Raw genomic sequence first — 25749 nt, forward strand, 5'->3', positions numbered from 1 at the left:
AGAATCTCGAGATTCTCGGGTGCGGGAGCCCGCACCCTAGTTCGATGCTGTGCATCGCCCCGGAATGACGGTGAATTTCTAGCGAAAGCCTCCTGATGGACTCCCTCAACCCCGATCATGCGCCGCTGACCGAGACGCCGGCGCCGCCACGCGTCTGGAAGTTCTGGGGCTCGGCGCTGTGGGGTCTCTTCATCTTCGTGGCGATGTTCGTCGGACAGATCGGCGCCGTCGTTCTGCTGGCGGTGGAGCGTGGTCTTCCCATGGACCTCGCCTCGCTCCAGGTCGTCGGCCGTGAGCCGCAGGCGCTCGCGCTCTCGGTCATCACGGGCCTGCCGGCGACGCTGGCCGCGGTTTGGCTCGCCATTCGCATCAAGAAGGCGTCCTTCGTCGATTATCTCGCGCTGCACTGGCCGTCGTGGAAGCAGCTGCTTTTCGGCGCCGTCGGGCTCATCCTGATCGTGCTGGTGTGGGAGACGATGTCGCGCGCGCTGGGGCGGGAGGCGACGCCGGGCTTCATGACCGATCTGCTGAAATCCGGGCGCGACAAGGGCGCTGCGCTGTTACTCCTGTTCGCCTTCAGCGTCGCCGCGCCCATGTCGGAAGAGATTCTGGCGCGAGGCTTTCTCTATCGCGGCTGGTCGGCGAGCTTCCTGCGCGTATCAGGTGCGATCCTGCTGTCGTCGCTGATCTGGACGGTCGTGCACCTGCAATACGACATATACTTCCTCGCCGAGGTCTTCGCCATCGGCCTGTGGTTCGGCTACATGCGCTATCGCTCCGACTCGCTATGGGTCACCATCGTGCTCCACTCGCTGAACAATCTGACCGCGGTGGTGCTGACGATGTGGCTGGGGAGCTAGGCCGCCAGCCCGATCGCGATCGGCATCGTGATGGCCGCCAGGATCGTTTGCAGCGTGATGATCTGCGCCAGCAACGGCGCATCGCCGCCCATCTGGCGGGCCAGCACATAGGCGCTGGGCGAAGTCGGCACGGCCGCGCAGATCGCGACGATCGCGAGGCTGCTGCCGGTGATGCCGAACCAGGCCGCGAGCCCCAGCGCGAGCGCAGGCATCAGCACCAGCTTCAGGCCGACGCCGATGGCTGCGCCCAGGCTGGGGCGCAACAGGCCCTTCAGATGCAGGCCCGCGCCGGTGACGAGGAGGCCGATGGCAAGCGAGGACCGGCTCAGCGCGTCCGCCACCTCGTGCCAGATCCTAGGCAGCGACAGGTGCATCAGATTGACGGCTAGGCCGATCACGCAGGCCCAGATCAGGGGATTGCGGATCACCGTCATGGCGATGACGCGCGGGGATCGCTTCTCTTTTGCGGCGTAATGAGCGAGCACGGCGACGCTGAACACGTTGACCAGCGGGATGATCGCGACCATCGCCACTGAGGCCAGCGCCAGTCCGAGATCGCCGAACATGTTGGCGGCGATCGACAGAGCCACGAAGGTTTGCCAGCGCGTTGCGCCCTGGAAGATCGAGGTGAAGGCGGGACCGTCGATGCTCAGCCGCGACAGCGCCGGCCGCAGCGCGAGACAGAGCAGCGACATCGCGAGCGCCGACAGCAGCAGCGCGCCGCCGACGCCGGCGACGGGCACCCTGGAGAGGTCCGCCTTGACCAGGGTCTGGATCAGCAGCATCGGAAACAGCACGAAATAGGTCAGCTGCTCCAGCCCGTGCCATTGCGTGTCGAGACGCATCAGGCTGTGCCTCAGCACGACGCCGAGCACGATGAGGATAAAGACCGGCAGCAGCGCCGCAATCACGACCGGCATGGATCAGTCCGTCCCCGGCGCCGCGCGCAGATTTGCCAGACGGTCGAGCGCGCCTTGCAGGATGAAGATCGCCGCGTGCTCGTCGATCACCTCGGCGCGCTTGGCGCGGCTGACGTCCATGCCGATCAGCTCGCGCTCGACCGCCGCGGTCGAGAGACGCTCGTCCCAGAGGCCGATGGGGAGCTGGGTCAGTCCGGCGAGATTGCGGGCGAAGGCGCGGGTGGATTGCGCGCGCGGGCCCTCGCTGCCGTCCATGTTGATGGGCAGGCCGAGCACGAAGCCGACCACCTTGCGCTCGGCCGCGACCGCGAGCAGCCGGGCAGCATCCTGCTTGAACGCCTTGCGGGCGATGGTCTCGACGCCGGTCGCAAGCCGACGATCGGGGTCGGAGACGGCAACGCCGATGGTCTTGCTGCCGAGATCCAGCCCGACCAGCGCGCCGCGCGCGGGCCAGTGGGTTGCAGCATCGACGAGGGGCAGGATAAGAGCCGGCATGGCGTTAGCGCATATCACGCGTCACGCAGCGGAGTGAACCCGGAAGATGGATGCGCTGACATTATTCGGCCTGTTCGCCGTGACGGCGATGCTGGTCACCTACGCCCTGGAGGACCGCAGCCACTGGTTCGTGCTGCTGTTCGCCGCATCCTGCGCGCTCGGCTCGGTCTACGGTTTTCTGCAGGGCGCCTGGCCGTTCGGTGTGGTCGAAGCGATCTGGGCCGTCGTGGCGCTGCGACGGTGGTACCTGAAGCGGTAGATCGTCCGGCGGCCGCAAGCCGCGCGAAATCGTGATGCCCAGCTGTATCGATCAATTGTGGGAAATCTCACACTGGTGAGGTTGCAGACCATGGCATGATGCCGCGTGGTTGCGCGGCAGTAGATATACAGGTCTAAAGTAGTGTCGGGTGCATGCCCCCGATTTCCGGAACGATCGGCGGCGACCGGCAGTCCGGCCCGCGTTGCAACTTGGCGTCAATTTCTTGGGGCGCCGACCACGTCCAATATTCGCCCAGCCATTTGAGAGGTCACGATGCTCATCAAGCCAAGCCTGATCGCGGGCTCAGAAAGGCGATTCAAGCAAGCCGAGTTCTCACCCGAGGCCTTGAACCGAAAATTGGGCGACGGTCCGATCGAGATGACCGTCGAAAAGATGCGCCTGCGCCAGCGCCAGCTGCTGGCCGAGACGCAGGACGTGGAGAAGGCCGAGATCGGCCTGGAGCGGATCATCCAGGGCAATGATCTCGACAGCATCAACTATCTCGCCAAGGGGACCGCCGCCTCGCGCTCGGTCTGCCGTATTCAGCTCAGGGATACCAAGTCGAATCTGCTCGGCTATGGCTCCGGCTTTCTGATCGGGCCCGGCCTGCTGCTGACGAACCATCATGTCTTCGGTCGGCCGGCCGACGCAGCCAATTCGATCGCCGATTTCAACTACGAATTGGACGCTTCGGGACAGGAGCGTGTGCCGGTGAGGTTCGGATTCGAACCGGGAAGATTCTTCTACACCAACGACAGGCTGGATTTTTCGATTGTCGCGGTGGCGCCGACCTCGCTGTCGGGAGGAGAGGAGCTCGAGGATTTCGGGTGGTTGCCGCTCAGCGGTGCGCCCGGCAAGGCAGATCCCGGCGAGTACCTCACCATCATCCAGCATCCCAGCGGGCAGATGAAGCAGGTCTGCGTCCGCGAGAACAAGCTGCTCAAATATGTCGGCGACTTCCTCTGGTACAACACCGACACGACGGCGGGATCGTCGGGCTCGCCCGCGTTCAACCGCTTCTGGCAGGTGGTCGCGCTGCACCACAGCGGTGTTCCCCGGAAGAATGCGCAGGGTCGCACCCTGACCAAGGACGGCAAGGTGTGGAAGCCGTCGATGGACGAATCCTCGATCGACTGGATTGCCAACGAAGGCATCCGGATCAGCGCGATCGTCGCCGATCTCAAGGTGGCCGTCGGCTCTCACCCTCTGATCAGGCCGGTGCTGGACGAGATGGACCCGCCAGGCCGGCCCGAAATCGAGAGAGCCTCGCCGTCGCCGGTTGCCGCAATGCCGTACGGCGCCAGTGTCTGGGTCGAGCAATCCGTCGACGGCACGTCTCTGGTGGTCCCGATCCGCGTTCCGCTGCCGATGTTCAAGAAGGAGATTCCTTTCGCTCCAACGGCGCCGCTGCCGAGCCCGGCGGGGGGGCATGGCAATGGCCGGACGCCGAACGGCGGCACGGACGGCGGCGAGCGCAACGGCGGCATACCATTGATTGCGCCGCCGACCGGCCTGTTGCCGCACATCAGTGCGAGGAACGGCCTGCCGATGGAGGCCGTGCATATCGATCAGAGCACGCTGAAATCGCGTCCAGGATACAAGGCGAATTTTCTGGGCACTGGCAAATTCTCGGTTCCCTTGCCGAAGATTCCGGCCGCGCTCAAGTCCAGGATCGCGATGCTCAAGGGCCGCTCCAGGCAGTCCGAGCTGAAATATTTCAACTACAGCGTCGTCATGAACAAGGAGCGCAGGCTTGCCTTCTTCAGCTGTGTCAATATCGACGGCAGCAAGCAGCAGGATGTCGGCAAGCGCGAAGGTGATTCCTGGCTGCGCGATCCGCGCATCGACGAGGATGCCCAGATCGGCGACGAGTTCTACCGCAAGCAGGCTACTTTCGAGGCCGACCGCAGCAAGAATCCGTTCGACCGCGGTCATCTGGTGCGCAGACTGGATGCGACCTGGGGCGACACCGTCGCCGCGGCCAAGCAGCATGGCGACGATTCCTTCCATTTCACCAATTGCTCGCCGCAGTTCTTCTCGTTCAACCAGGGTAAGCAGCTCTGGGCTGGACTGGAGGACTACACGCGCGATGTCCTGCTCGAAGGCGAGGAGAAGGGCATCGTCATGAACGGCCCGGTGTTCGATGGGCCGGATGCCGAAGGATCCGATCTGCCCAATCCGGCCGGCCGGCCGCACAGGGATCCGAGCTTCGGCGGCGTTCAAATTCCGAAGTATTTCTGGAAGATTCTGATCCGCCGCAACGACGATGACGACGCTCTGAAGGCGGCGGCGTTCCTGATGAGCCAGCGAAAGCAGGTTATGGAGATCGACCGAATCCAGGAGGCGGAGCTGCTCGAGCGGATGTCGGAGGAGGATGTCAGCGTCTTCCAGGTCTCGATCGCGGACCTCGCGAAATTGACCAAGCTCGACTTCGGCAATCTTGCCGACGCGGACTCGCACGAGGCGACCTCGGTCGGCCCGCGGCGGATCGAGTCCTATGAGGACATTCGAATCTAGGAACCCAGGTTCTTGGAGTGGGGACCGACGCGGCTTTCGGGTGAGGGGCCGTGTGCTCTGTCGAGACACCGATGGCCCTCACCCGGGGCTTGCGACGCGGGCCGCGCGTCAGCGGATCGCGATGGGGTTGATCATCGCCTGCACGCCGCCGGTCCAGCGCGGCTGTCCCAGCACGAACAGGAATTCGTAGCCCTTGTCTCTGGCGAGCGCGGCCGTGTCCATATTTTCCAGGATGTAGGTCCCGTTCATCGCGAGCAGGATCTGGTGCACCTCGAACACGTTCTTGGATTCGAACGGCAGTACCTCCAGTCCCCAGGTGTCGGCGCCAACGGCGACGACGCCCTTGCCAGTCAGATATTTTGCACCCTCGACGCCGAGCCCGGGCTCGGCGGCCGAATAGCGCTTGTCGTCCTTGCCGAGCAGACTGAGCCAGCCGGTGTGGAAGATGACGACGTCGCCCTGGCGGATCTCGACGTTCTGCTGCTTGGCGGCTTCCTCGATCTCCTTGACGTTGAATGCGGTGCCTTCCTTCACCACGTCGGTCTTGAAATAGGCGGCCATGTCGAGCAGGACGCCGCGGGTGACCATCGGCGGCACCTTTTCGATCCCGAGCTTCTTCAGTCCGGTCGGATCGGCGAAATCGGCGAGCTTGTTGCCGTTGTAATAGACATGTTCGATGCCTAGATGGCCGAGCCCGTCGAGCTGGCTGCCGATGCCGACCCAGGTGTCGAGTATGTCATCGTTGTAGGTGGCCTTGTTCGGACCAAGCCCGGCGCTGCCGGCCTGTCCCGGCTGCACCACCGTGATCTTGAAGGTGCGGGGCGGATAGGCGGGCGTCTGCGACGTGACGGGAATGCCAAGGGCGTAGGTCTTGCCGGTCTTCACCAGCGACGCCGCCTTCACCACGATCTCGGGCGTCAGGTAGTTGGCGGCGCCGATCTCGTCGTTCGGCCCCCATTTAGACTTGGTCCAGTCCTGTGCGCTTGCAGTTCCTGATATCGCCGACAACGCAGCGACACAGCACAACACGAGCGTATTGCGCATCGTTAGTCCTCCCGATGTTCTTGCCGATGTTTTGGCTTCGTTATGGTTTTGCGCTGGCCAGTCAGTCATCCTAACGTAGAATGATCGCGGGCTTCAAAGTTTTTTGATGTGCTGCGTTGCCGCGGCAGAACGCAACGCGGGCCGCGGGGATTTGTGACGAATTTCGTGGAGTGGAACGCAGTGTCGCGTCAGGCCGCGATGACGTCCTCGTCCTTCTTCAGGCAGTCGGCAAAACCGCTCAGCGCGCTGGTTTGATGGCCCGCGCGGCGGTGGATGAACAGTGTCTCGACGCGCGCGTGCGCCGGGCTCAGCGCGTGGATCGCGATGCTGCCGTTCATCGCGCTGCGCTCGACGACCGCGCGCGGCAGCAACGTGACGCCCATGTCGGCGGCGACGCAGCCGATCATGCCGTCGAGCGTACCCAGCTCGAAGCGTGCGGCCGACGGCCAGGCGAGTTCGACGAACACTTGTTCGAGCCGCTGGCGGTAGGTGCAGCCGGTGCGGAACACCAGCGCGGTCGGCCCGGACTCCGGCGTGCCGGCGCGCAACTCGGCAAGCGAGGTCCAGCGCCGCGCGCTGACCAGCACCAGCTCCTCGCGGAAGGCGCTCGCCGCGATGAGATCGGCATGCGTGACGGGACCCGCGACGAAGGCGCCGTCGAGCGAGCCTTCAAGCACGGCGGTGACGAGGTCGGCCGTCGGCGCGGTGCGCAAGGAAAGCCGCACGGCGGGGAAGCGGCGGTGAAAATCGGCGAGCAGTGGCGGCAGGCGCACGGCCGCCGTCGTCTCCATCGATCCGATCGCGAGCGGTCCTTTCGGCTCGCCATCGTCACGTGCGGCGAGCAAGGCTTCGCGCGACAGTGCCGCCATCTTTTGCGCGTAGGGGAGCAGGCGCTTGCCGGCGCCGGTCAGCGTCATGCCGCGGCTGTGGCGCTCGAACAGCGCCGTGCCGATCTCCGCCTCCAGCGCCTTCACGCGCTGGGTGACGTTCGACTGCACGGTGTTGAGCTCTTCGGCGGCGCGTGTGATGCCGCCCGTGCGGGCCACGGCCGCGAAGGTCTGGAAATCGCTGAGTTCCATGGCTTCGTTTCGCTTTTGAGATGATAGCGTTCGCAACAATTCATTTTTAGAGAATGTTAGACGCGCCTAGTCTCGCTGTCCAGATCGGGGAGGAGCCATGCCGCTGACGATGTCGCTGACCACGCTGTTGGAGATCGAGCATCCGATTTTGCTGGCGCCGATGGATGTCGTCGCCGGCAGCCGTTTGGTCGCGGCGGTGAGCCGCGCCGGCGGGTTCGGCATTCTTGGCGGCGGCTATGGCGAGCGGGTCTGGCTGGAGCAGGAGACGGCGAAGCTCGCCGAACTGCGTGCGCCGTTCGGGATCGGCTTCATCACATGGAGCCTCGCCAAGCGGCCCGAGCTTCTCGACATCGCACTCGGCGCAAAGCCATCGGCGATCATGCTGTCGTTCGGCGATCCCGCGCCGTTCGCGCCCAGGATCAAGTCCGCCGGCGCGCGCCTGATCTGCCAGGTTCAGGACGAAGCGATGGCGCAGCAGGCGCTCGATGCCGGCGCCGACATCCTGATCGCGCAAGGCACGGAGGCGGGCGGTCATGGCGCTTCGCGCACCACCGTCGATCTCGTACCTGCCATCGTCGATCTCGCCGCTGGGCGCGTTCCCGTGGTGGCGGCCGGCGGCATCGCCGACGGGCGCGGGCTCGCCGCCATGATGATGCTGGGCGCAAGCGGTGTGCTGCTCGGCACGCGCTTCTATGCGAGCCGGGAGGCGGATGGCGCGCAGGAGGCGAAGCGGCGCATCTGTGCGGCGAGCAGCGGCTCGACCGTGCGCGGCATCATCTTCGATCTCTCCCGCAACAATGTCTGGCCGGCACCGTTCACGGGACGGTGTCTGGTCAACGACCATGCCAGGCGCTGGGTCGGGCGCGAGGTCGAGCTGATGCAGAATGTCGCCGCAGTCGCGGCCGACTATGCCGCGGCAAAGGCCGCTGGCGATTTCGACGTCGCCGCGGTGATCGCCGGCGAGGCGGTCGGACTGATCCATGATATTCCACCGGCGGCCGAGATCGTCGAGCGAATTGCGGCCGAGGCGGAGCAGCTTCTTGCTGGGCGGAGAAACTCGGTGGTCGCGGCGTAGAATTCTTTACCCTCCAGGGAGGGTAAGAAAGAACGAGAGAGAACAACCATGTGGCCTGACCGTCGATTGATCGATCTGTTCAAGACCGAATTCCCGATCGTGCTGGCGCCGATGGCGGGGGCGATGGATGCGGAAATGGTGATTGCGGCCGCGCAAGGCGGGGCACTTGGTTCGCTGCCTTGCGCGATGATCTCGGCCGAGAAAGCGCGCGAGCAGGTCGGTCTCATCCGCCAGCGCGTCAAGGCGCCGGTCAACATGAACTTCTTCTGCCATACGCCCGTCGAGCTGACGGCCGAGGCCGAAACGCGCTGGAAGCAGCGGCTCGCGAGCTATTACACCGAGCATGGTCTCGATCCGGCGGCGCCGATCGCTGCGGCGAACCGCGCGCCGTTCGATGCGGCGTTCTGCGAGGTTGTCGAGGAGCTGAAGCCGGAGGTTGTCAGCTTCCATTTCGGTCTGCCGGAGCAGGCGCTGCTCAAGCGCGTCAAGGCGGCGGGTTGCCGCGTCATCTCGTCCGCGACGACGGTGAAGGAAGCGGTCTGGCTGGAAGAACGCGGCGTCGATGCCGTGATCGCGCAAGGTGCGGAAGCGGGCGGCCATCGCGGCATGTTCCTGACCGACAAGATCGCCGAGCAGCCCGGCACTTTCGCGCTGGTGCCGCAGGTCGTCGACGCCGTGAAGGTGCCGGTGATCGCGGCGGGCGGTATCGCCGACGGGCGCGGCATTGCCGCGGCCTTCGCGCTCGGTGCCTCTGGCGTGCAGATCGGCAGCGCCTATCTGCGCTGCCCGGAATCCAAGGTCAGCGCGGGCGGCCGCAAGGCGCTCGCCGAGGCGCGGGACGATTCCACCGTCATCACCAATGTCATGACCGGCCGACCGGCGCGAGGCGTCCAGAACCGTCTGATGCGCGAGGCCGGCCCGGTCTCGCCGGAGGCGCCGCCGTTTCCCCATGCCGCGACCGCGCTGGGGCCGCTGAAGGCCGCTGCCGAAAAGCAGGGCAGGGTGGATTTCACCAATCTCTGGGCAGGACAGGCCATTGCACTCGGCCGCGAGGTCCCCGCCGCCGAGTTGACCCGGGATCTCGCCAAATCGGCCTTGGCTCGCCTGAAAGCGCTGGCCGGATAGGCCTCCAGGTTCTTGTTTGCGCATGATCTTTTCGGAAAACCGCTTCACACTTTTCCGGATCATGCGCCAGCGCCGGTTGCGGCGCAAAAGCGGCCTCTGCTATACGGCACATGGGTTTTGCCGTGAGAGGCCTTATATAATGTCCGTCGACGCCGCTACCGTCCGCCGCATCGCGCATCTGGCGCGCATTGCGGTTTCCGAGGACGAGGTTCCGCATCTGCAGGGCGAGCTCAACGCCATGCTCGCTTTCGTCGAGCAGCTCTCGGAGGTCAATGTCGAGGGCGTGGAGCCCATGACCTCGGTCACCCCGATGCAGATGAAGAAGCGGCAGGACGTGGTCAATGACGGCGAGATCGCCGACGATATCGTTGCCAACGCGCCTGCGACCGAAGGCCATTTCTTCCTGGTTCCCAAGGTCGTCGAATAGAATGGCGTTTTCGAGCGAAGCGGAAGCGGTTCGCGCGAAGACGACGCGTCAAATCAAAGAGTCTTAGGACGTGGTCCGATGTGTCTGCTTTGCGACGATGAGAAGGCCTACCAGGCCTACATGAATTACCTCGACAAGATGGAGCGGCAGGGCAAGGCTGCCGACCCCAATGTCGCCGTCAATGCCGTGCTCGACGAGATCGAGGCCGCTGCGAAAGCCGCCGCCAAAAAAGACGATCCGGCCAACGACAAGACCCTGTCTCCGTTCTTCTGCAGCCCGATCAATAAATGACCGATTTGACATCGTTGACGCTCGCCGAGGCCCGCAAGGGTCTCGCCGACAAGACTTTCACGTCGCTCGAGCTGACCGACGCGCATCTGACCGCGATCGAGGCCGCGCGCGTGCTCAATGCCTTCGTGATGGAGACGCCCGACCAGGCGCGCGCAATGGCGCGCGAGGCGGACAGCAGGATCGCCAAGGGCGATGCCGGCCCGCTCGCCGGCATTCCGCTCGGCATCAAGGACCTGTTTGCGACGAGGGGCGTGCGCACCACGGCGTGCTCGAAGATTCTCGGCAATTTCGTGCCGACCTACGAGTCCACCGTCACCTCGCAGCTCTGGCGCGACGGCGCCGTGATGCTCGGCAAGCTCAACAACGACGAGTTCGCGATGGGCTCGTCGAACGAGACCTCCTGCTTCGGGCCCGTCGGCAATCCCTGGCGGCGCGACGGCAGCAACACCACACTGGTGCCGGGCGGCTCGTCCGGCGGCTCGGCCTCGGCCGTGGCGGCGCTGCTGTGCATGGGCGCGACCGCGACCGACACCGGCGGCTCGATCCGCCAGCCGGCGGCGTTCACCGCGACCGTCGGCATCAAGCCGACCTATGGCCGCTGCTCGCGCTGGGGCATCGTTGCCTTTGCCTCCTCGCTCGACCAGGCCGGTCCGATCGCACGCAGCGTCCGCGATGCCGCGATGCTGCTGCGCTCGATGGCGGGGCATGACCCCAAGGACACGACTTCGGTCGACATTCCCGTGCCGGATTACGAGGCCGCGATCGGCAAGTCCGTGAAGGGCATGAAGATCGGCATCCCCAGGGAGTATCGGCTCGACGGCATGCCCGCCGAGATCGAGAAGCTGTGGCAAGCGGGCGCGGACTGGCTCAAGAGCGCCGGCGCCGAGCTCGTCGAGGTCTCGCTGCCGCACACCAAATATGCGCTGCCGGCCTATTACATCGTGGCGCCGGCGGAGGCTTCCTCCAATCTCGCGCGCTATGACGGCGTGCGCTACGGCCTGCGCGAGCCGGCTAAGAACATCATCGAGCTCTACGAGAACACCCGCGCCGAAGGCTTTGGCGCCGAGGTGAAGCGCCGCGTCATGATCGGCACCTATGTGCTCTCGGCGGGTTATTACGACGCCTATTATCTGCGTGCGCAAAAAGTGCGGACGCTGATCAAGAAGGATTTCGAGGATTGCTTCGCGAAAGGCGTCGACGCGATCCTCACTCCCGCGACGCCGTCGGCGGCCTTCGGCATCGGCGAGAAGGGCGGTGCCGATCCGGTCGAGATGTATCTCAACGACATCTTCACGGTGACGGTAAACATGGCGGGCCTTCCGGGCATCGCCGTGCCCGCCGGCAAGGACGCGCAGGGCCTGCCGCTCGGCCTGCAATTGATCGGCCGCCCGTTCGACGAGGAGACGCTGTTCTCGCTCGGCGAGGTGATCGAGCAGGCCGCCGGCCGCTTCACGCCCGCGAGGTGGTGGTGAATGTCGCGGCCTTCATCGCGAGCCTCGACGGCGCGGCGCCGGCGCCGGACCTGACCGCGCCGCTCGCCGGCCTCTGGTGGGCGGCGAAGGGGGATTGGGACCGCGCCCACAAGATCGTTCAGGACGAGAGCAGCCGTGATGCGGCTTGGGTGCATGCCTATCTGCACCGCGTCGAAGGCGATCTCGGCAATGCGGGCTACTGGTATCGCCAGGCCGGCCAGCCGGCGGCAAAGGATTCACTACAGGCGGAGTGGGAGCGGATCGCTGCCACGCTGCTCGGGAGCAGGACATGAGCACGGCCACGCACAAGCTTCTCAAGGGCGCAACCGGTGACTGGGAGATGGTCATCGGCATGGAGATCCATGCCCAGGTGACCTCGAACTCGAAGCTGTTCTCGGGCGCCTCGACGGCATTCGGCGGCGAGCCGAACACGCACGTGTCGCTGGTCGATGCGGCGATGCCGGGCATGCTGCCCGTCATCAACGAGGAGTGCGTCAGGCAGGCTGTCCGAACCGGGCTCGGTCTGAACGCCAGAATCAATCTGCGTTCGGTGTTCGACCGGAAAAACTATTTCTACCCGGACTCGCCGCAGGGCTACCAGATCAGCCAGTACAAATCGCCGGTCGTCGGCGAAGGCGAGGTGCTGGTCGAGCTCGACGGCGGCCGCAGCGTCACCGTCGGCATCGAGCGGCTGCATCTGGAGCAGGACGCCGGCAAGTTGCTGCACGACCGGTCGCCGACCATGTCCAATGTCGATCTCAACCGCTGCGGCGTGGCGCTGATGGAAATCGTGTCAAAGCCGGACATCCGCGACGCCGAGCAGGCCAAGGCCTATGTGGCCAAGCTGCGCTCGATCCTGCGCTATCTCGGCACCTGCGACGGTGACATGGAGAAGGGATCCTTGCGCGCAGACGTCAACGTCTCGGTGCGCAAGCCCGGCGGGCCGCTCGGCACCCGCTGCGAGATCAAGAACATGAACTCCATCAATTTCATCGGCCAAGCGATCGAGTACGAGGCGCGGCGGCAGATCGAGATCCTCGAGGACGGCGGCCAGATCGACCAGGAAACGCGGCTCTATGACCCCAACAAGGGCGAGACGCGTTCGATGCGGTCCAAGGAAGAGGCGCACGACTATCGCTACTTCCCCGATCCGGACCTGCTGCCGCTGGAGTTCGGCCAGGAGTTCGTCGACGCGCTGAAGGCGGAGCTGCCGGAGTTGCCGGACCAGAAGAAGACGCGCTTCGTCGCCGATTTCGGCCTGTCGGCTTACGACTCGAGCGTGCTGGTCGCCGAGCGAGAGAGCGCGGTGTTCTACGAGACGGTGCTCGACAAGCTTGCCAACCGCGCCCGCGACGGCAAGATGGCGGCGAACTGGGTGATCAACGAGCTGTTCGGTCGCCTCAACAAGGAAGGCCGGGATATCACGGGCTCTCCGATCAATGCGGAGCAGCTGGCAGCGATCGTCGACCTGATCGGCGAGGGCACGATCTCCGGCAAGATCGCCAAGGATCTGTTCGAGATCGTCTGGCAGGAAGGCGGCGATCCCCGCGCGCTGGTCGAAAGCCGCGGCATGAAGCAGGTGACGGATCTTTCGGCGATCGAAAAGGTTGTCGACGACATCATCGCGGCCAATCCCGACAAGGCCGCGCAGGTGAAGGACAAGCCGCAGTCGCTCGGCTGGTTCGTCGGCCAGGTGATGAAGGCGTCCGGCGGCAAGGCCAACCCGCAGAGCGTCAACGACCTGCTCAAGTCCAAGCTCGGCCTCTAGCCTCGCGCGTTCGAACGAGGTGGCGGACATGCTTCGCCGCCTCGCTTTCGGTTGTCGCTGCGACGCTCGCGCGCATCCTCGGCAGCAAACTTCATCCTGATCGACAGTGCCGCGGCCACCGAATCGCCGTCACGCGATTCGCGCAAAACGGCGACTTGCGCGCGCTCCGACGAGCGTTCGCGACGTTAACGAAGAAAATTTTTTCGTTGCCAAAAGTCGCGACTCAGAGTCCGCGAAGCGCCTCTGCGAGGTGATCGGAGGAATGGTGCTGCACATCGTCGCCTCGATCGCGCGCGATGCGCGCGTGCAGGAAAATACTTGCTGCATAGTGTTTTTCTGCAATCGCATCAGTCGCGAACGTCGGCGCTACGCGTGTTCTCCGCGATCGCAGGTGCACCTCGTGCGGTGCGTTTGCGTCGCGCTCGCCAAGCGCAGGCGCGTTGCGCCGTCAACACTTCTTTAAGCGAGACGCTGTTTTTTTCTTCGTGTTGGTGTATTCGGGATGAAGTGCATTCGATCCCCGAGTGCACGCAGCGATTAAAGCCATCTCACACATCGGAGGGCAACATGGCCAAGAAAGCGAAGAAGGCGAAGGCGAAGAAGGCGAAGAGCGCAGTGAAGAAGACTGCGAAGAAGACCCGCAAGGTCGCGAAGAAGAAGAAGTAACTTCGCTTCTGAAGTTGCCGGCTCCAGATAGCCGGCACGTCATCAGCGCCCCCTAGAGGGTTCTGGTCGACGATAGAGGGTGTCGGCGAGACATCAGGTCAACGGTCGGACCGTTTTCTTCGCGGTCCGGCAGAAGAAACGAGTTTTCTTCGTTCGGTGCGGTTCTCCGGAAAGGGCTCCGCAATTTCACGAGAGGCCTTCGGGCCGAAGTGGAATCTGGTCCTGACGTGTTCGCCGACGCCCTCGTTCTCATGAGGCCGGGGTATTGCCGGCATTCCTTTCCCCCGACATTGCTGATCTGACCGCGACGCGGCCGCGCTGCCTTGGTGTAGGCGAGGGTTGTGCGCATGTCGTCGGGTGCCTGCCGCAGCCGCGGGGCGTTCCACGCGCGTGGTGTCATCGCCCGGCCTCGACCTGACGATCCGGTGCGCCGCAGCTTCTCGGCGGATAACTGCTGCCTCCGGGATAGGGGCCGTCCGCCTGCCGCCTTCGCGGAAGCTTCGGCGGTCCGAGACCGCATGCCCCCGGCGAGGCCTTGGCGTAGCCGGGTCGCAGGTGACGACGGCGGGTGGGGCGGCACGTGAGACGCGCCACCGCGCGCGATGGTTATCGATGTCCCAATATCTCAGGGTAAACCGAATCTGAGGAATTGCAGAAGTGTCTGCAAATCAGGGACTTTTTGAATTTCCCGTACACGCCTCGCGCGCTCGCGTTTACGTCTGCTTCATCGCGATACTTAAACTGCCATTCAAATTTGCCCGCCATCATCGCCTCCAACAAGCCGGCAAACGGCATGGGCAAGAAGACTCGGGGAAGAGTTGAGCAGTTGTTTGGACGGGAGCCGCGCTCGGTGGAGCGAGACGGCACAAGAATAAAGGGGATGCGTGATGTTTCAGGGTACCTTCGATCTAGAGACGGCGACGCCGATCGACGCAAGCGCGCTGTCGGACGTGCTGTTCGAGCGCGGGATCTATTGGGCGAGCGGCCGCTCCGGGATCGTCGATCTCGTCGCCGCGCACAAATGGTTCAACCTCGCGGCGTTGAAGGGCCGCAAGGACGCGGTGGCACTGCGCCAGGAAGTCGCCGGACAGATGTCGGATGCCGAGATCTCCGCCGCCCAGCGCGAGGCGAGGGCCTGGGTCTCCTCGCACTGAGATGAGAACCGCCTCCGATCCGTGTTTGCACGGATAGGCCGGTTGCGCTGGAGCAAATGTCTCCGCCGGGCCGCGGATAAAATCCGACGGCATGGGCGATCAAGTCACGAATGGACGATGGCTTCCGATTCAGATCGCTCCTGACGAGTGCGACCTGGAACTCGGATGTCTTCACAAGATGGGAATTCGGCCCTGGTCCTTTCCGTGCCGGCGCAAGGGCGGCGTCTGGTTCAATGTCTGGGCCGGCGAGGCTGTGCTGATATCGCCCTCGCATTGGCGAATATGGCGGTCCGGTATCTAGGTGCGCGCACACATATATAAGGAGCACGCGAATCGGGCTGAGCTCGCTGTGCTCATCCTGGCGCCAGGCTCTTGTGCCGGCTTCGCGATCGCTTTCAGCTGAAAGAACGCAGAGACCTTGATTGATTCTTGCTGCTGGGTGGCGGAGAGGGAGGGATTCGAACCCTCGATACAGCTTGAGACCGTATGACGCTTTAGCAAAGCGTTGCCTTCAGCCACTCGGCCACCTCTCCGGTGCGAGCCTTATGCCTCTAATTGCTTGGGCCGGTCAATTTGGAAGCGGGTGTTTTCGCTCGAATATTCCCAGCGATTTTCGAGGCCAGGCGGGCCTGGTTCTCGGGGCGAGAGTGTGGCGTCGGGAGAACGGACGCGCGGCTGGAACAAAATCCCGCCTCTATAAAGAGTGTTTGCCGGCTACATCAGGCGTAGCAGTGGACCTGCCCGCATCAAATTGGCGGCTGCGGAGGCGGTTGATGCCCCTCATTGAGTCTCCCTTCTGATTCCACGATTCGAACTCGTCGAAAGCCCTTCCCATCCGACGTCTCGGCTGTGCGCCTCATGTGGGGAACTTTGATGGCGAATGGAACCGTCGAAAAAACGCTAATGTAAACAATGCGTTGCGAGGGCGGTTTGATCACATCTGCGTGTTATTTGTGCAACACCCGTTGGAAAACACGCTTCATCGGCCCGTTTCGGAGCGTTCTCTTGTTGTGTGTGCAAAGGCGTTCGGTAATTGTGGCTGAGCGACGGAGGGGGGCATCCCGAGGTCGTCCCGTTTAGGTCTTTCGCTTAAGTCCCTCGCGTTCATGCGGGTGTGTCCGAAGGCGCGAAGGGACTCGAAGCGGTGATTTAGAGGGGGTTTGGGAATTGGCCGTCCGGTCAGTGACCTTCCCTGAAGAGCAACTTGGAGGTTTAACATGAAGTTGGTTAAGAGCCTTTTGCTCGGCTCAGCGGCGGGTCTGATCGCCGTGGGCGGAGCGCAGGCAGCCGATCTCCCCGTGAAGGCCAAGGCGGTCGAGTACGTGAAGATCTGCTCCCTGTATGGTGCTGGATTCTACTATATCCCGGGCACCGACACCTGCATCAAGCTGGGCGGTTATCTGCGCGCTGAAGTCGGTCTGAACACGAACAGCATCTACGGCATTCAGAACGGCGCACCCGCCGGCGCTCACAATCGCCTGAGCAACTACTACACGATGCGCGCTCGTGAAGATCTCAACATCGACACGCGCACCGCAACCGAATACGGCGTCGTCCGCACGTTCTTCGATGCGACGTTCTCCTGGACCACCGCTGGCTACGTCGGCACCGGCTCGCCCACGGGCGCGACCGCCGCTACCTTCACGACGGCTGGTAACACGGTCATCAATCCGACCGATGGCGGCACCTCGGGCGGTTCGCTCGGCGTGTACTATGCCTTCATCCAGTTCGCCGGCTTCACCATGGGTAAGGCCGTGTCGCAGTTCGACGCGCCCTGGACCAACTATCCCGGCAACAACATCGACAGCCTCGTCGGCGGCAGCGGCACGGTCACTGGTGTCAACCAGTTCACCTACACCGCTGATTTCGGTCAGGGCATCACGGCGTCGTTCTCGGCGGAAGATGCGACGGCCTATTATCAGGCAGGCAATCTGAACCTGACGGGCGCCACGGTTGCTGGTATCGCTGGCGGTTCGTATGGCTCCAACGCCATCGGTGGCTCGCGTTCGCCGAACCTCGTTGCTATGGTCCGTGTCGACCAGGCTTGGGGTCTGTTCCAGGCGTCGGTTGCCGCGCATGACAACCACGTCGCCTATTACGGCGCGACCGAGACCACTGGCCACCCCGACGACAAGTGGGGTTGGGCGGTTCAGCTCGCTCTGTCGATCAAGAACATCCCGACCGGCGCGGGTGACACGATCAACATCCAGGGCGTCTACACCGATGGTGCGACCCGCTACAACTTCCAGAACCTGGCCGGTAGCTCGTATTCGATGTACGGCGGCACGGGCGTCCTCGGCGCTTACCAGAGCATCGGTTTCGCCAATGCTCCGGACACGGTGTTCGTGACCGGCGGCGCGCAGGAGAGCGTCAAGACCTGGGGCTTCCGTGGTGCTTACACCCACAACTGGGATCCCTACTGGAACACGGCGATCTACGGTGCCTATGCATCGGCCCAGTTCGGCTCGCTGGCTAAGAACGCCATCTGTGGCGGCGGCGGTTTCGTCGGTGTGATGGCGGTGGCCGGTGTCACCAGCTGTAACCCCGACTTCAACATCGGCCAGGTGGGTGTGATCACCCGCTGGACTCCTGTGAAGAATCTGACCTTCTCGGCAGATTTCAACTGGACCCGTCTGGATCAGAAGTATGCCGGCACGGCCCTCATCACTCCGGCTGCTACCGTTGCCAAGCCGACCGCGGTGTATGAGCTCAAGGATCAGGACTCGTTCACCCTGCTCCTCCGCGCTCAGCGCAACTGGTAAGTTCGGTCTAACGACCTGACAGAGAACCCCGGCGGGCAACCGCCGGGGTTTTTCTTTTGGCGGTCGCATGCTGCTTCGCTTAGGGCAGGTCCGACCTGGTGCCGCCACTCTCTGTTGATTTCGCGGTCTTCGTTGCGACCTGATGGAAGTCACTGTGGACCGATGTGCTGCAAGCCGTCTCCGACCGGGGGCGCAGAGAAGCCGTCGATGCCCGGCCCAACCGTACAAACGCCCGACGATCTGGCTCCGCAGCAGGAGCGACCCACGCCTTCATCTGTGAGGGCACCGGTTCATCAGCCAGCCGGCGATCCGGCGAGTTTGGCCGATCGGGCCACAACGGTCGCAGCGCTCAAGGGGCGCGTCCGAAGAGCTCGCTGAGGATCATTGCCGGTGGGGCCGGCTATGCCTCGGCGATTCATATCCCGACGAGGGCGTCGCTCGCTCCATGCTCGGCCGCGAATCGGAACGGGGCAGCGTCACTCGATGCTTGCGGCGCCGCGGCGCAGATCGGCTTCGATCTGCAAGCGCGTGCCGCCGCCGAAGCGGGCGCGGTAGACCTGAAGGTTCTCCATGATCCGCTGCACGTAGTTGCGCGTCTCGGAGAACGGAATCAGCTCGACCCAGTCGACCGCGTCGACCTTCGGGTCGCGCGGATCGCCGTAACGCTCAACCCACTTCCTCACGCTGCCGCGGCCCGCATTGTAGGCGGCGAAGGTCATGATGTAGGAGCCGCGATAATCCTCGAGCAATCCGCCGAGCTCGGCCGAGCCGAGCGCGGCGTTGTAGACCGAATCGTTCTTCAGCCGCCCCAGGTCGTAGGTCGCGCCGTGGCGTTTGCAGACGTAGCGGGCGGCGTCCGGCGTCACCTGCATCAGTCCATAGGCCTGCGCCGGTGAAACCACACGCGGATTGAACGCGCTCTCCTGTCGCGCGATCGCATAGACGATGCTGCGCTCGACCTCGGGGCCGATCGGCGTGAACTGCGGAATGCCGTTGACCGGGTAGGCATAGAAGTCGAACGGCAGGCCGCGATTGAGCGCGGCTTTGCCGAGCAGCAGCATGCCGCGCGCGTCGCTATGGCGCTGGGCGAGCTCGCCAAGGCCGGCAAGCGCCTCGGGATCGCCGTTCTCGCCCATGTCGGCGAGCATGGGCACCGCGAGCTCGCGCTCGTCGAGCTCGTAGAGCAGTTGCGCAGCGCGCACGATCTCCAGCCGCTCGGCGCCGCGACCGCGCGGCTGGCTGTTGAGCTCGATCTGGGGCAGGCCGAGTTTGGCGCGGGCGAGCTGGCCGTAATAGCTGGTCGACTGCTCGGCCGCGCGGGCATAGGCGTTGCGCGCCTCCTGCTGGCGGCCCAAAGCTTCCGCGGCGCGGCCTTGCCAGTAGCCGGCCCGCGCCAGCGCGGTCGGATTGACGCTGCCGACGCCGATGCGGGCGAAGTGCTGGGCGGCGGTGGAGGGATCGTTGAGGAAGCGCAGCGCGATCCAGCCGGCGGTGAACTCCTGCTCGGTCTTGTAGATGTCGCGCGAGGGCAGGGCGGCGTCGCGCGCGATCAGATAGGCCGTGCGGAATTCCTCGGTGTCGATCATCTTGCGCGCCAGCAGGCGCCGCTCGATCCACCATTCGTCGAGATTGTGGAGGCGGCCCGGATCCTTCGGCGCCGACAGCATCAGCTGCGCGGCTTCAGTGAACTTCTCCTCGCGGCGCAGGATCTGGATCTTGCTGAAGATGAAACCGGGGTCATTGTGCAGCTCGCGCGGTACCGCGTCGAGCAGCGCCCGTGCGTTGGGCGCTTTCTTGACTGCGGCGATGCGGGCCTTGGCGAGCGCGACATAGCCGGCGCCGAGGCGCTTTGCGGCGCGGAGCGCCGCCTCGGTCTCGCTGCCGTAAAGCAGGGTATCCATCCGCGCTTTCTGATCGCCCGCCGTCAGCAGGGCACCGAACTGGTCGAGCGCATTGTTCTCGGTGTCCTCCGACATCGGATCGCCGCGCCAGGCCTCGCGCACCAGCCGCTCGGCATTGGCGCGGTCGCCGCGCGCCAGCATCGCCTTGGCGAGCGTGAAGCGGCCCTTGGCGGAGATCGGAGACTCGTTCTCGAACCACGACCACGCGACCGAATCGTCGCGCCTGTCGTCCCACATCGCGGCCTCGAGGCGCCGGCGCAGGAAGGTCTGCGATGGCCAGCTCGGATTGGCGGAGAGGAAGGCCCGGTAGCGTTCCACGGTCGCGCCGTTGTCCTCGCTGCGCAGGATGATCCATTCGGCGAGCTTTCGCGCGACCGGATCCGAAATGCCGGCCGCGGCATCGGTGGCATCGCCGGCCTTGCGCTTGCGTACGAGCTCGATGACGCTCTCCAGCGTGTCCTTGTCGGCTTGCGACGTCGACGATGTCGCCGCGACCGCGGAGGGGATGGCGGGCTTGCGTGGCGTTGCATGCTGGCGGGTCGCGGGGGCCAGCACGGGAGCGGCGAGCGGCCTGGCGGCGGCCGGGGCGGCGGGCTTGACGGTGGCCGTCGCGGCCGGCACGGGTGCGGTTTTGGCGGGCGACCCGTTGCTCGTCGGGTGTGATTTTGGCGAGGGCGCTGCTGCTGCGGGTTTCGGCTTGTCCTTCGCGGGTTCCCGACCGGTAGCATACTTTGCTGGCGTCTTCGCCGCTTCCTTGGCGGGGGCGCCAGCCGTACCCTTGCTCGCGCCTTTCGCCGGCTCCTTGCCGGCCCCCTTGACCGTACCTTTGGCCGTTTCCTTCGCGGGTTCCTTGGTCGAGCCCTTGACCGGTCCCTTCGCGGCATCCTTGGCCGCTGGCTTCGCGGTATCCTTGCCTGTCTCCGCGGCCGTCTCATTGGACTTGGCGAGGGCGGCGCAACCCAGCGACAGCGCTGCCGTCAGGCACACAACCAGACCGGTGGATCGCCATGCGGCACGAGTAAAGGAGGTCACGGAGTTTCGTCGCCCCGAATCAGTGAAGTGGCTCAAGACCTAGCTAAGTTTGATTGAATATGCGGACAAAATACCAACAGCCGCTTACCTCGGGCCGATTTGCACCATCACCGCGGCAAAATCGCGGCCTAAACGTTGCCCTCGCCCAGAAGCGGGCCTTTTACCGGCAGGATAGACCCGATATGAATGGGCCTTGCTCAAGAGATAGCCGCGTACGGAGGAAGTCCATGGCAGCCAAGACGAAATTCCGGGGGTCGTTCACCGCCTTGGTCACGCCGTTCAAGAACGGCTCGCTGGACGAGGCGGCGTTCCGCTCCCTGGTCAACTGGCAGATTTCCGAGGGGACCAACGGCCTGGTCCCGGTCGGCACTACCGGCGAGAGCCCCACGCTCAGCCATGACGAGCACAAGAAGGTCGTCGAATGGTGCATCGCTGAAGCCAAGGGGCGCGTGCCGGTCATCGCGGGGGCCGGCTCCAACTCGACCAAGGAGGCGATCGAGCTCTCCCAGCATGCCGAAAAGGCCGGCGCGGACGCCGTGTTGATCGTCACGCCCTACTACAACAAGCCGACCCAGGAAGGGATGTACCAGCACTTCAAGGCGATCAACGACGCGATCGGGATTCCGATCATCATCTACAACATCCCGCCGCGCTCGGTGATCGACATGTCGGTCGACACCATGAAGCGGCTGTGGGAGCTGAAGAACATCGCCGGCGTCAAGGACGCCACCGCAAGCATGGTGCGCGTGTCGCAGCAGCGCGCGGCGATGGGCGAGGACTTCAACCAGCTTTCGGGCGAGGACGCCACCATCATCGGCTACATGGCCCATGGCGGCCATGGCTGCATCTCGGTGACCTCGAACGTTGCGCCGCGCCTGTGCTCGGATTTCCACGCCGCCTGGCAGAAGGGCGACACCAAGGCGGCGCTCGCGATCCACGACAAGCTGATGCCGCTGCACAACAACCTCTTCATCGAGAGCAATCCGGCGCCGATCAAGTATGCGATGTCGCTGCTCGGCAAGCTGGACGAGACCCTGCGCTTGCCAATGGTGCCTGTTTCCGAGCCGACCCGTGTTGCGGTCCGCAGCGCCATGGTGCACGCTGGCTTGATCAACTGAGGCGAGCATTGCGGGGGAGCCGTTCATGAGCGTCGACGAGAAGGGCAGGAAGATGCTCACGGAGTTCCGTGAGTTCGCCATGAAAGGCAACGTCGTCGATCTCGCCGTCGGCGTCATCATCGGTGCGGCCTTCGGCGCCATCGTGACGTCGCTGGTCGGTGACATCATCATGCCGATCATCGGCGCCGTCACCGGCGGCCTCGACTTCTCGAACTACTTCGTCCCCTTGTCGAAGGCGGTCACAGCCACCAACTTAGCGGATGCGAAAAAGCAAGGCGCCGTACTTGCTTACGGCAGCTTCTTGACGCTGACGATCAACTTCATCATCGTCGCCTTAGTGCTGTTCTTGGTGATCCGCGCCATGAACACGTTGAAGCGCAAGGAGGAGGCGGCGCCCGCCGCGCCGGCCAAGCCCTCAGCGGAGGTCGAGCTGCTGACCGAGATCCGCGACCTCCTCAAGAAGTGACGCGCGCACTTCATCCGAACTGTTAGCTTTGCTGCGCATCTCGATCGGGTTTGCCTCTCATGGCCGATAAAAACGAACGTCCAATCAAGGTCATGGCGGAAAATCGCAAGGCCCGCTTCAACTATGCGATCGAGGATACGATCGAGGCGGGCATTGCGCTGACCGGCACCGAAGTCAAATCGATCCGCAGCGGCAAGAGCACGATCGCGGAATCCTACGCCGATTCCAAGGACGGCGAGATCTGGCTGATCAACGCCACCATTCCCGAATATCTCCAGGGCAACCGCTTCAATCACGAGCCCAAGCGGCCGCGCAAACTGCTTCTCCACCGCCGTCAGATCAACAAGCTGATGGGCGCGGTCGACCGCGAGGGCATGACGCTGATCCCGCTCAAGCTCTATTTCAACGAGCGCGGGCGCGCCAAATTGCAGCTGGCGGTTGCAAAAGGCAAGAAGCTGCACGACAAGCGCGAGTCCGAGAAGAAGCGCGACTGGAGTCGGGAGAAGGGCCGGCTGATGCGGGCGAGGGGGTGACGTGATGAATCAACGGAACCTGCTCGAGGTCGATTGGAGCCAGATTCCCGCGCCCTCCGACGACGGCGGCGCCGCGCATCTCGAGGGCATGACGTTGCCACCGATCAGCCTGCTCGCGACCGACGATACATCGGTCACGCTGTCGGCGCTGCGTGGCCGCACCGTCGTGTTCGCCTATCCCCGCACTGGCGAGCCCGGCAAGATCGCGCTGGTCGACGATTGGGACATGATCCCGGGGGCGCGCGGTTGCACGCCTCAGACTTGCGCATTTCGCGATCTGTTCGCCGAACTGAAAGCTGCCGGCGCCTCACACGTGTTCGGCCTCTCGACCCAGAGCAACACGTACCAGACCGAGATGGCCTCGCGCCTGCATCTGCCGTTCCCGGTGCTCTCGGACGAGAAGCTGGCGCTCACGCACGCCTTGAACCTGCCGACCATGGAGGTCGCTGGCCTGACGCTGATCAAGCGCCTCGCGCTGATCGTCGACGACGCCAGGATCACCCATGTGTTCTATCCGGTATTTCCACCCGACCGGAACGCGGGCGACGTGCTCGACTGGCTGAAGGCGAATCCGGCCAAAGGATCGCCCGCTAAGGTCGGATGAGTTTTGGTTGATGTGAGCCGAGTGTGCACCTCTCCCCGCTGGGGAGAGGAGAGCCACGACCAGCCGGCCCCATTGCATCAGATCTAGTCGAGGTCCGCCTTGATCCTCGCGAAAACGCTCCGGAACATGTCTGGCGTCAGCACGCCGGTGTTCGTGTTGTAGCGCGAGCAATGATAGCTGTCGTAGAGCTTGAACCGGCCAGCCTGATGCACCGCGCCGTGGCCGAAGGGGGCCTGCGAACCCTTCAGATTCAGCGGCTTGAGCACGCTGTCGTGCGCAATCCGCCCGAGCGCGACGATCGCGCGCAGATTCGGCATCGACGCCAGATTCGCCACGAGAAACTGGCGGCAGGTATTGATCTCGACCGGCAGCGGCTTGTTCTGCGGCGGCACGCAATGCACCGCATTGGCGATCCGGCAGTCGACCAGTTTCAGGCCGTCATCGGGACGCGCCTGATAGGTCCCCCTGGCAAAGCCGTATTCGATCAGCGTGGCGTAGAGCAGGTCGCCGGCATAATCGCCGGTGAACGGCCGTCCCGTGCGATTTGCGCCCTGCATTCCCGGCGCGAGGCCCACGATCAGAAGGCGCGCCTCGAGGTCGCCGAACGGCGCAACCGGCGCATTGTGCCACGATGGCTCGCGTGTGCGGTTCGCCTCGCGAAAGGCGACCAGGCGCGGACAGAGCGGACAGTCACGGTCGGGAACGACGGCGAGAGGCTGGCGGCTTGACCGGGCCGCCTCACTCCTCGAAGTCTTCATCGCCGCCCCTCGGCGAAATCGTGGTTGCGCGCTGGAGGAATTGCGGGGCGTGGTGTCGTTCGCCACGCTCGCCGCGGTCACGCGGGGCGGGGCGCTCGGACGGATCGCGGCCGAGCTTGGATTGCAGCTCGACCAGGTCGGTGAAAACGTCAGCCTGGCGGCGCAGCTCGTCGGCGATCATCGGCGGCTGGCTGGCGATGGTGGAGATCACCGTGACCCGCACGCCGCGGCGCTGCACGGCCTCGACCAGGGAGCGGAAGTCGCCGTCACCCGAGAACAACACCATCTGGTCGATGTGTTCGGCCAGCTCCATGGCGTCCACCGCGAGCTCGATATCCATGTTGCCCTTGACCTTGCGGCGGCCGGAGGCGTCGATGAATTCCTTGGTCGCCTTGGTGACGACGGTGTAGCCGTTGTAGTCCAGCCAGTCGATCAACGGGCGGATCGAGGAGTATTCCTGGTCTTCGATGATGGCGGTGTAATAGAACGCCCGCAACAACGTCCCGCGGCTCTGAAACTCCTTCAGCAGGCGCTTGTAATCGATGTCGAAGCCCAGAGTCTTCGCGGTCGCGTAGAGATTGGCCCCATCGATGAAGAGCGCGATCTTGTTGGTAGGAGAAGGTGACATTCAGTTTGCTCGCGTAACGTTCGTGATTGATCGTTTTTTGTTGGCGCGGCTACAGCAAGCCGCGCAGTTCTAGAGTGCCGCTGAGACCCGTCGAAACCGCAAGTCCGGAGAAGTGGTGGCAATCAAGGTATAGTTATGGCGGACTTGCATACACCCGGGGCTGCCCTCGATGGCAGCCCGGAAAACCACCCGTCCCAGCCCCAATGTGGCGTTAGCAGAGCCGTTTGGCGAGGCCAAATCACAAATTGGCCTTGCGAAATCGTCGCGGCCCCTATAACTAGCCCCAATCATCCACATATTTCGTCCCACCCACAGCGGAGCGACAGTCCATGGCTCGCGTCACCGTAGAAGATTGTATCGACAAGGTCGACAACCGGTTTGACCTGGTCCTGCTGGCCGCCCACCGTGCCCGCATGATTTCGTCAGGTTCACAACTAACGGTTGACCGCGATAACGACAAGAACCCTGTTGTGTCTTTGCGTGAAATCGCCGAGACGACGATCTCGCCGGAGGACCTCCGCGAGGAGCTGGTGCACTCGCTCCAGAAGTTCGTCGAGGTGGACGAGCCCGAGCCGGATACGGTGCCGCTGATCGGTTCCGCAGGGGCGAGCGTCGACGCGGACGACACCGAAGTCGCCGTGGAGCGCATGACCGAAGAGGAGCTCCTGAAGGGTCTGGAAGGCCTCGCGCCTCCCGAGGAGCAGCCCGAGGAAGACGAGTGATTTCTCCGTCGCGATCCATCGACTCCTTGTGATCTGATCAAAGGCCCGAACCCTTGTTCGGGCCTTTGCTTTT

Annotated in this window: 24 protein-coding genes and 1 tRNA gene; 17 read left to right on the forward strand and 8 right to left on the reverse strand. The window is 64.1% G+C overall.

All coding sequences use genetic code 11. The features are described from left to right. The first annotated feature begins 95 nt into the window (after positions 1-95). On the forward strand, positions 96-860 hold the full coding sequence (locus tag EHH60_RS02685) for a CPBP family intramembrane glutamic endopeptidase (protein WP_124157942.1): 765 nt from the start codon (positions 96-98) through the stop codon (positions 858-860). Here the strand turns inward: EHH60_RS02685 and EHH60_RS02690 are convergent. Both EHH60_RS02690 and ruvX read right to left on the reverse strand, forming a co-directional pair. After that, entirely contained in the window at positions 857-1780 is a 924-nt protein-coding gene (locus tag EHH60_RS02690; RefSeq protein WP_124157943.1) for an AEC family transporter, read from the reverse strand. The two genes, EHH60_RS02685 and EHH60_RS02690, sit on opposite strands and share 4 nt — an antisense overlap. A 3-nt stretch (positions 1781-1783) precedes the next feature. After that, on the reverse strand, positions 1784-2275 hold the full coding sequence (ruvX, locus tag EHH60_RS02695; RefSeq protein WP_199751262.1) for a Holliday junction resolvase RuvX: 492 nt from the start codon (positions 2273-2275) through the stop codon (positions 1784-1786). Between the two features lie 46 nt (positions 2276-2321). On the opposite strand from ruvX, the gene EHH60_RS02700 reads away from it, so the two are divergent. Together EHH60_RS02700 and EHH60_RS02705 are read left to right on the forward strand one after the other, a co-directional pair. Beyond that, positions 2322-2534, forward strand: a complete 213-nt coding sequence (locus EHH60_RS02700; protein WP_124157945.1) for a hypothetical protein — start codon at positions 2322-2324, stop codon at positions 2532-2534. A 345-nt stretch (positions 2535-2879) separates the two neighbouring features. Continuing rightward, entirely contained in the window at positions 2880-5051 is a 2172-nt protein-coding gene (locus EHH60_RS02705) for a DNA/RNA non-specific endonuclease (protein ID WP_158626709.1), read from the forward strand. Positions 5052-5159: 108 nt separating this feature from the next. On the opposite strand, the gene EHH60_RS02710 is transcribed toward EHH60_RS02705, so the two are convergent. Further along, positions 5160-6095: a cyclase family protein gene (locus EHH60_RS02710; RefSeq protein WP_124157947.1), complete on the reverse strand. Its 936-nt coding sequence runs from the start codon at positions 6093-6095 to the stop codon at positions 5160-5162. 188 nt (positions 6096-6283) lie between these two features. Then, positions 6284-7174, reverse strand: a complete 891-nt coding sequence (locus tag EHH60_RS02715; protein WP_124157948.1) for a LysR family transcriptional regulator — start codon at positions 7172-7174, stop codon at positions 6284-6286. A 97-nt stretch (positions 7175-7271) separates the two neighbouring features. Between EHH60_RS02715 and EHH60_RS02720 the strand changes: the two genes are divergently transcribed. The 8 genes from EHH60_RS02720 to EHH60_RS02770 all read left to right on the forward strand — a co-directional run bounded on the left by EHH60_RS02720 (position 7272) and on the right by EHH60_RS02770 (position 15152). Next, the gene (locus EHH60_RS02720) at positions 7272-8249 is read left to right on the forward strand and encodes an NAD(P)H-dependent flavin oxidoreductase (RefSeq protein WP_124157949.1); all 978 of its coding nucleotides are present in this window, start codon (positions 7272-7274) and stop codon (positions 8247-8249) included. A gap of 48 nt (positions 8250-8297) precedes the next feature. Further along, positions 8298-9374, forward strand: a complete 1077-nt coding sequence (locus EHH60_RS02725) for an NAD(P)H-dependent flavin oxidoreductase (protein WP_124157950.1) — start codon at positions 8298-8300, stop codon at positions 9372-9374. Between the two features lie 139 nt (positions 9375-9513). After that, positions 9514-9801, forward strand: a complete 288-nt coding sequence (gene gatC / locus EHH60_RS02730) for an Asp-tRNA(Asn)/Glu-tRNA(Gln) amidotransferase subunit GatC (protein ID WP_008548395.1) — start codon at positions 9514-9516, stop codon at positions 9799-9801. Between the two features lie 78 nt (positions 9802-9879). Continuing rightward, the gene (locus EHH60_RS02735; RefSeq protein WP_027547180.1) at positions 9880-10092 is read left to right on the forward strand and encodes a hypothetical protein; all 213 of its coding nucleotides are present in this window, start codon (positions 9880-9882) and stop codon (positions 10090-10092) included. Then, positions 10089-11564, forward strand: a complete 1476-nt coding sequence (gene gatA / locus EHH60_RS02740) for an Asp-tRNA(Asn)/Glu-tRNA(Gln) amidotransferase subunit GatA (protein ID WP_124157951.1) — start codon at positions 10089-10091, stop codon at positions 11562-11564. Before EHH60_RS02735 ends, gatA begins: the two co-directional genes overlap by 4 nt. Further along, positions 11555-11857 carry a hypothetical protein gene (locus EHH60_RS02745; protein ID WP_124157952.1) on the forward strand — a complete coding sequence of 101 codons (303 nt, stop codon included), beginning with the start codon at positions 11555-11557 and terminating at the stop codon, positions 11855-11857. The genes gatA and EHH60_RS02745 overlap by 10 nt, the downstream gene beginning before the upstream one ends. Next, positions 11854-13332, forward strand: coding sequence for an Asp-tRNA(Asn)/Glu-tRNA(Gln) amidotransferase subunit GatB (gatB, locus tag EHH60_RS02750; RefSeq protein WP_124157953.1), 1479 nt, complete (start codon positions 11854-11856; stop codon positions 13330-13332). The genes EHH60_RS02745 and gatB overlap by 4 nt, the downstream gene beginning before the upstream one ends. A 1553-nt stretch (positions 13333-14885) precedes the next feature. Continuing rightward, the gene (locus EHH60_RS02770; protein WP_124157954.1) at positions 14886-15152 is read left to right on the forward strand and encodes a hypothetical protein; all 267 of its coding nucleotides are present in this window, start codon (positions 14886-14888) and stop codon (positions 15150-15152) included. A 440-nt stretch (positions 15153-15592) separates the two neighbouring features. Here the strand turns inward: EHH60_RS02770 and EHH60_RS02780 are convergent. Further along, positions 15593-15685, reverse strand: a tRNA-Ser gene (locus EHH60_RS02780). A gap of 684 nt (positions 15686-16369) precedes the next feature. Here EHH60_RS02780 and EHH60_RS02790 point away from each other — a divergent pair. After that, a complete protein-coding gene (locus EHH60_RS02790; protein ID WP_124157956.1) occupies positions 16370-17914 on the forward strand; it encodes a porin in 1545 nt (514 codons plus the stop codon). A 476-nt stretch (positions 17915-18390) separates the two neighbouring features. On the opposite strand, the gene EHH60_RS02795 is transcribed toward EHH60_RS02790, so the two are convergent. After that, the gene (locus EHH60_RS02795) at positions 18391-20847 is read right to left on the reverse strand and encodes a lytic transglycosylase domain-containing protein (RefSeq protein ID WP_124157957.1); all 2457 of its coding nucleotides are present in this window, start codon (positions 20845-20847) and stop codon (positions 18391-18393) included. Between the two features lie 227 nt (positions 20848-21074). On the opposite strand from EHH60_RS02795, the gene dapA reads away from it, so the two are divergent. The 4 genes from dapA to EHH60_RS02815 are packed head-to-tail and all read left to right on the forward strand — an operon-like array spanning position 21075 to position 23568. Beyond that, on the forward strand, positions 21075-21965 hold the full coding sequence (gene dapA, locus EHH60_RS02800; RefSeq protein ID WP_124157958.1) for a 4-hydroxy-tetrahydrodipicolinate synthase: 891 nt from the start codon (positions 21075-21077) through the stop codon (positions 21963-21965). Between the two features lie 52 nt (positions 21966-22017). Continuing rightward, complete coding sequence (mscL, locus tag EHH60_RS02805; RefSeq protein WP_124158335.1) at positions 22018-22431, forward strand: large conductance mechanosensitive channel protein MscL; 414 nt, start codon at positions 22018-22020, stop codon at positions 22429-22431. A gap of 59 nt (positions 22432-22490) precedes the next feature. After that, complete coding sequence (gene smpB / locus EHH60_RS02810) at positions 22491-22964, forward strand: SsrA-binding protein SmpB (protein WP_124157959.1); 474 nt, start codon at positions 22491-22493, stop codon at positions 22962-22964. 4 nt (positions 22965-22968) lie between these two features. After that, positions 22969-23568, forward strand: coding sequence for a peroxiredoxin (locus EHH60_RS02815; RefSeq protein WP_124157960.1), 600 nt, complete (start codon positions 22969-22971; stop codon positions 23566-23568). Between the two features lie 83 nt (positions 23569-23651). Here EHH60_RS02815 and EHH60_RS02820 read toward each other — a convergent pair whose 3' ends face one another. Next, positions 23652-24326 (reverse strand): uracil-DNA glycosylase, encoded by a 675-nt coding sequence (locus EHH60_RS02820; protein WP_124157961.1) that lies wholly within the window; start codon positions 24324-24326, stop codon positions 23652-23654. Beyond that, positions 24307-24954, reverse strand: a complete 648-nt coding sequence (locus EHH60_RS02825; protein WP_124157962.1) for a LabA-like NYN domain-containing protein — start codon at positions 24952-24954, stop codon at positions 24307-24309. The genes EHH60_RS02820 and EHH60_RS02825 overlap by 20 nt, the downstream gene beginning before the upstream one ends. A 329-nt stretch (positions 24955-25283) precedes the next feature. On the opposite strand from EHH60_RS02825, the gene rpoZ reads away from it, so the two are divergent. After that, complete coding sequence (rpoZ, locus tag EHH60_RS02830) at positions 25284-25676, forward strand: DNA-directed RNA polymerase subunit omega (RefSeq protein ID WP_007603391.1); 393 nt, start codon at positions 25284-25286, stop codon at positions 25674-25676. Positions 25677-25749: the final 73 nt, after the last annotated feature.

Source organism: Bradyrhizobium sp. RP6 (genome assembly GCF_003837805.1).
Lineage (GTDB): Bacteria > Pseudomonadota > Alphaproteobacteria > Rhizobiales > Xanthobacteraceae > Bradyrhizobium.

Coding starts and splice junctions, on each gene's coding strand:
- EHH60_RS02685 (WP_124157942.1), top strand. CDS start 96: ATGGACTCCCTCAACCCCGATCATGCGCCGCTGACCGAGACGCCGGCG.
- EHH60_RS02690 (WP_124157943.1), bottom strand. CDS start 1,780: ATGCCGGTCGTGATTGCGGCGCTGCTGCCGGTCTTTATCCTCATCGTG.
- ruvX (WP_199751262.1), bottom strand. CDS start 2,275: ATGCCGGCTCTTATCCTGCCCCTCGTCGATGCTGCAACCCACTGGCCC.
- EHH60_RS02700 (WP_124157945.1), top strand. CDS start 2,322: ATGGATGCGCTGACATTATTCGGCCTGTTCGCCGTGACGGCGATGCTG.
- EHH60_RS02710 (WP_124157947.1), bottom strand. CDS start 6,095: ATGCGCAATACGCTCGTGTTGTGCTGTGTCGCTGCGTTGTCGGCGATA.
- EHH60_RS02715 (WP_124157948.1), bottom strand. CDS start 7,174: ATGGAACTCAGCGATTTCCAGACCTTCGCGGCCGTGGCCCGCACGGGC.
- EHH60_RS02720 (WP_124157949.1), top strand. CDS start 7,272: ATGCCGCTGACGATGTCGCTGACCACGCTGTTGGAGATCGAGCATCCG.
- EHH60_RS02725 (WP_124157950.1), top strand. CDS start 8,298: ATGTGGCCTGACCGTCGATTGATCGATCTGTTCAAGACCGAATTCCCG.
- gatC (WP_008548395.1), top strand. CDS start 9,514: ATGTCCGTCGACGCCGCTACCGTCCGCCGCATCGCGCATCTGGCGCGC.
- EHH60_RS02735 (WP_027547180.1), top strand. CDS start 9,880: ATGTGTCTGCTTTGCGACGATGAGAAGGCCTACCAGGCCTACATGAAT.
- gatA (WP_124157951.1), top strand. CDS start 10,089: ATGACCGATTTGACATCGTTGACGCTCGCCGAGGCCCGCAAGGGTCTC.
- gatB (WP_124157953.1), top strand. CDS start 11,854: ATGAGCACGGCCACGCACAAGCTTCTCAAGGGCGCAACCGGTGACTGG.
- EHH60_RS02770 (WP_124157954.1), top strand. CDS start 14,886: ATGTTTCAGGGTACCTTCGATCTAGAGACGGCGACGCCGATCGACGCA.
- EHH60_RS02790 (WP_124157956.1), top strand. CDS start 16,370: ATGAAGTTGGTTAAGAGCCTTTTGCTCGGCTCAGCGGCGGGTCTGATC.
- dapA (WP_124157958.1), top strand. CDS start 21,075: ATGGCAGCCAAGACGAAATTCCGGGGGTCGTTCACCGCCTTGGTCACG.
- mscL (WP_124158335.1), top strand. CDS start 22,018: ATGCTCACGGAGTTCCGTGAGTTCGCCATGAAAGGCAACGTCGTCGAT.
- smpB (WP_124157959.1), top strand. CDS start 22,491: ATGGCCGATAAAAACGAACGTCCAATCAAGGTCATGGCGGAAAATCGC.
- EHH60_RS02815 (WP_124157960.1), top strand. CDS start 22,969: ATGAATCAACGGAACCTGCTCGAGGTCGATTGGAGCCAGATTCCCGCG.
- EHH60_RS02820 (WP_124157961.1), bottom strand. CDS start 24,326: ATGAAGACTTCGAGGAGTGAGGCGGCCCGGTCAAGCCGCCAGCCTCTC.
- EHH60_RS02825 (WP_124157962.1), bottom strand. CDS start 24,954: ATGTCACCTTCTCCTACCAACAAGATCGCGCTCTTCATCGATGGGGCC.
- rpoZ (WP_007603391.1), top strand. CDS start 25,284: ATGGCTCGCGTCACCGTAGAAGATTGTATCGACAAGGTCGACAACCGG.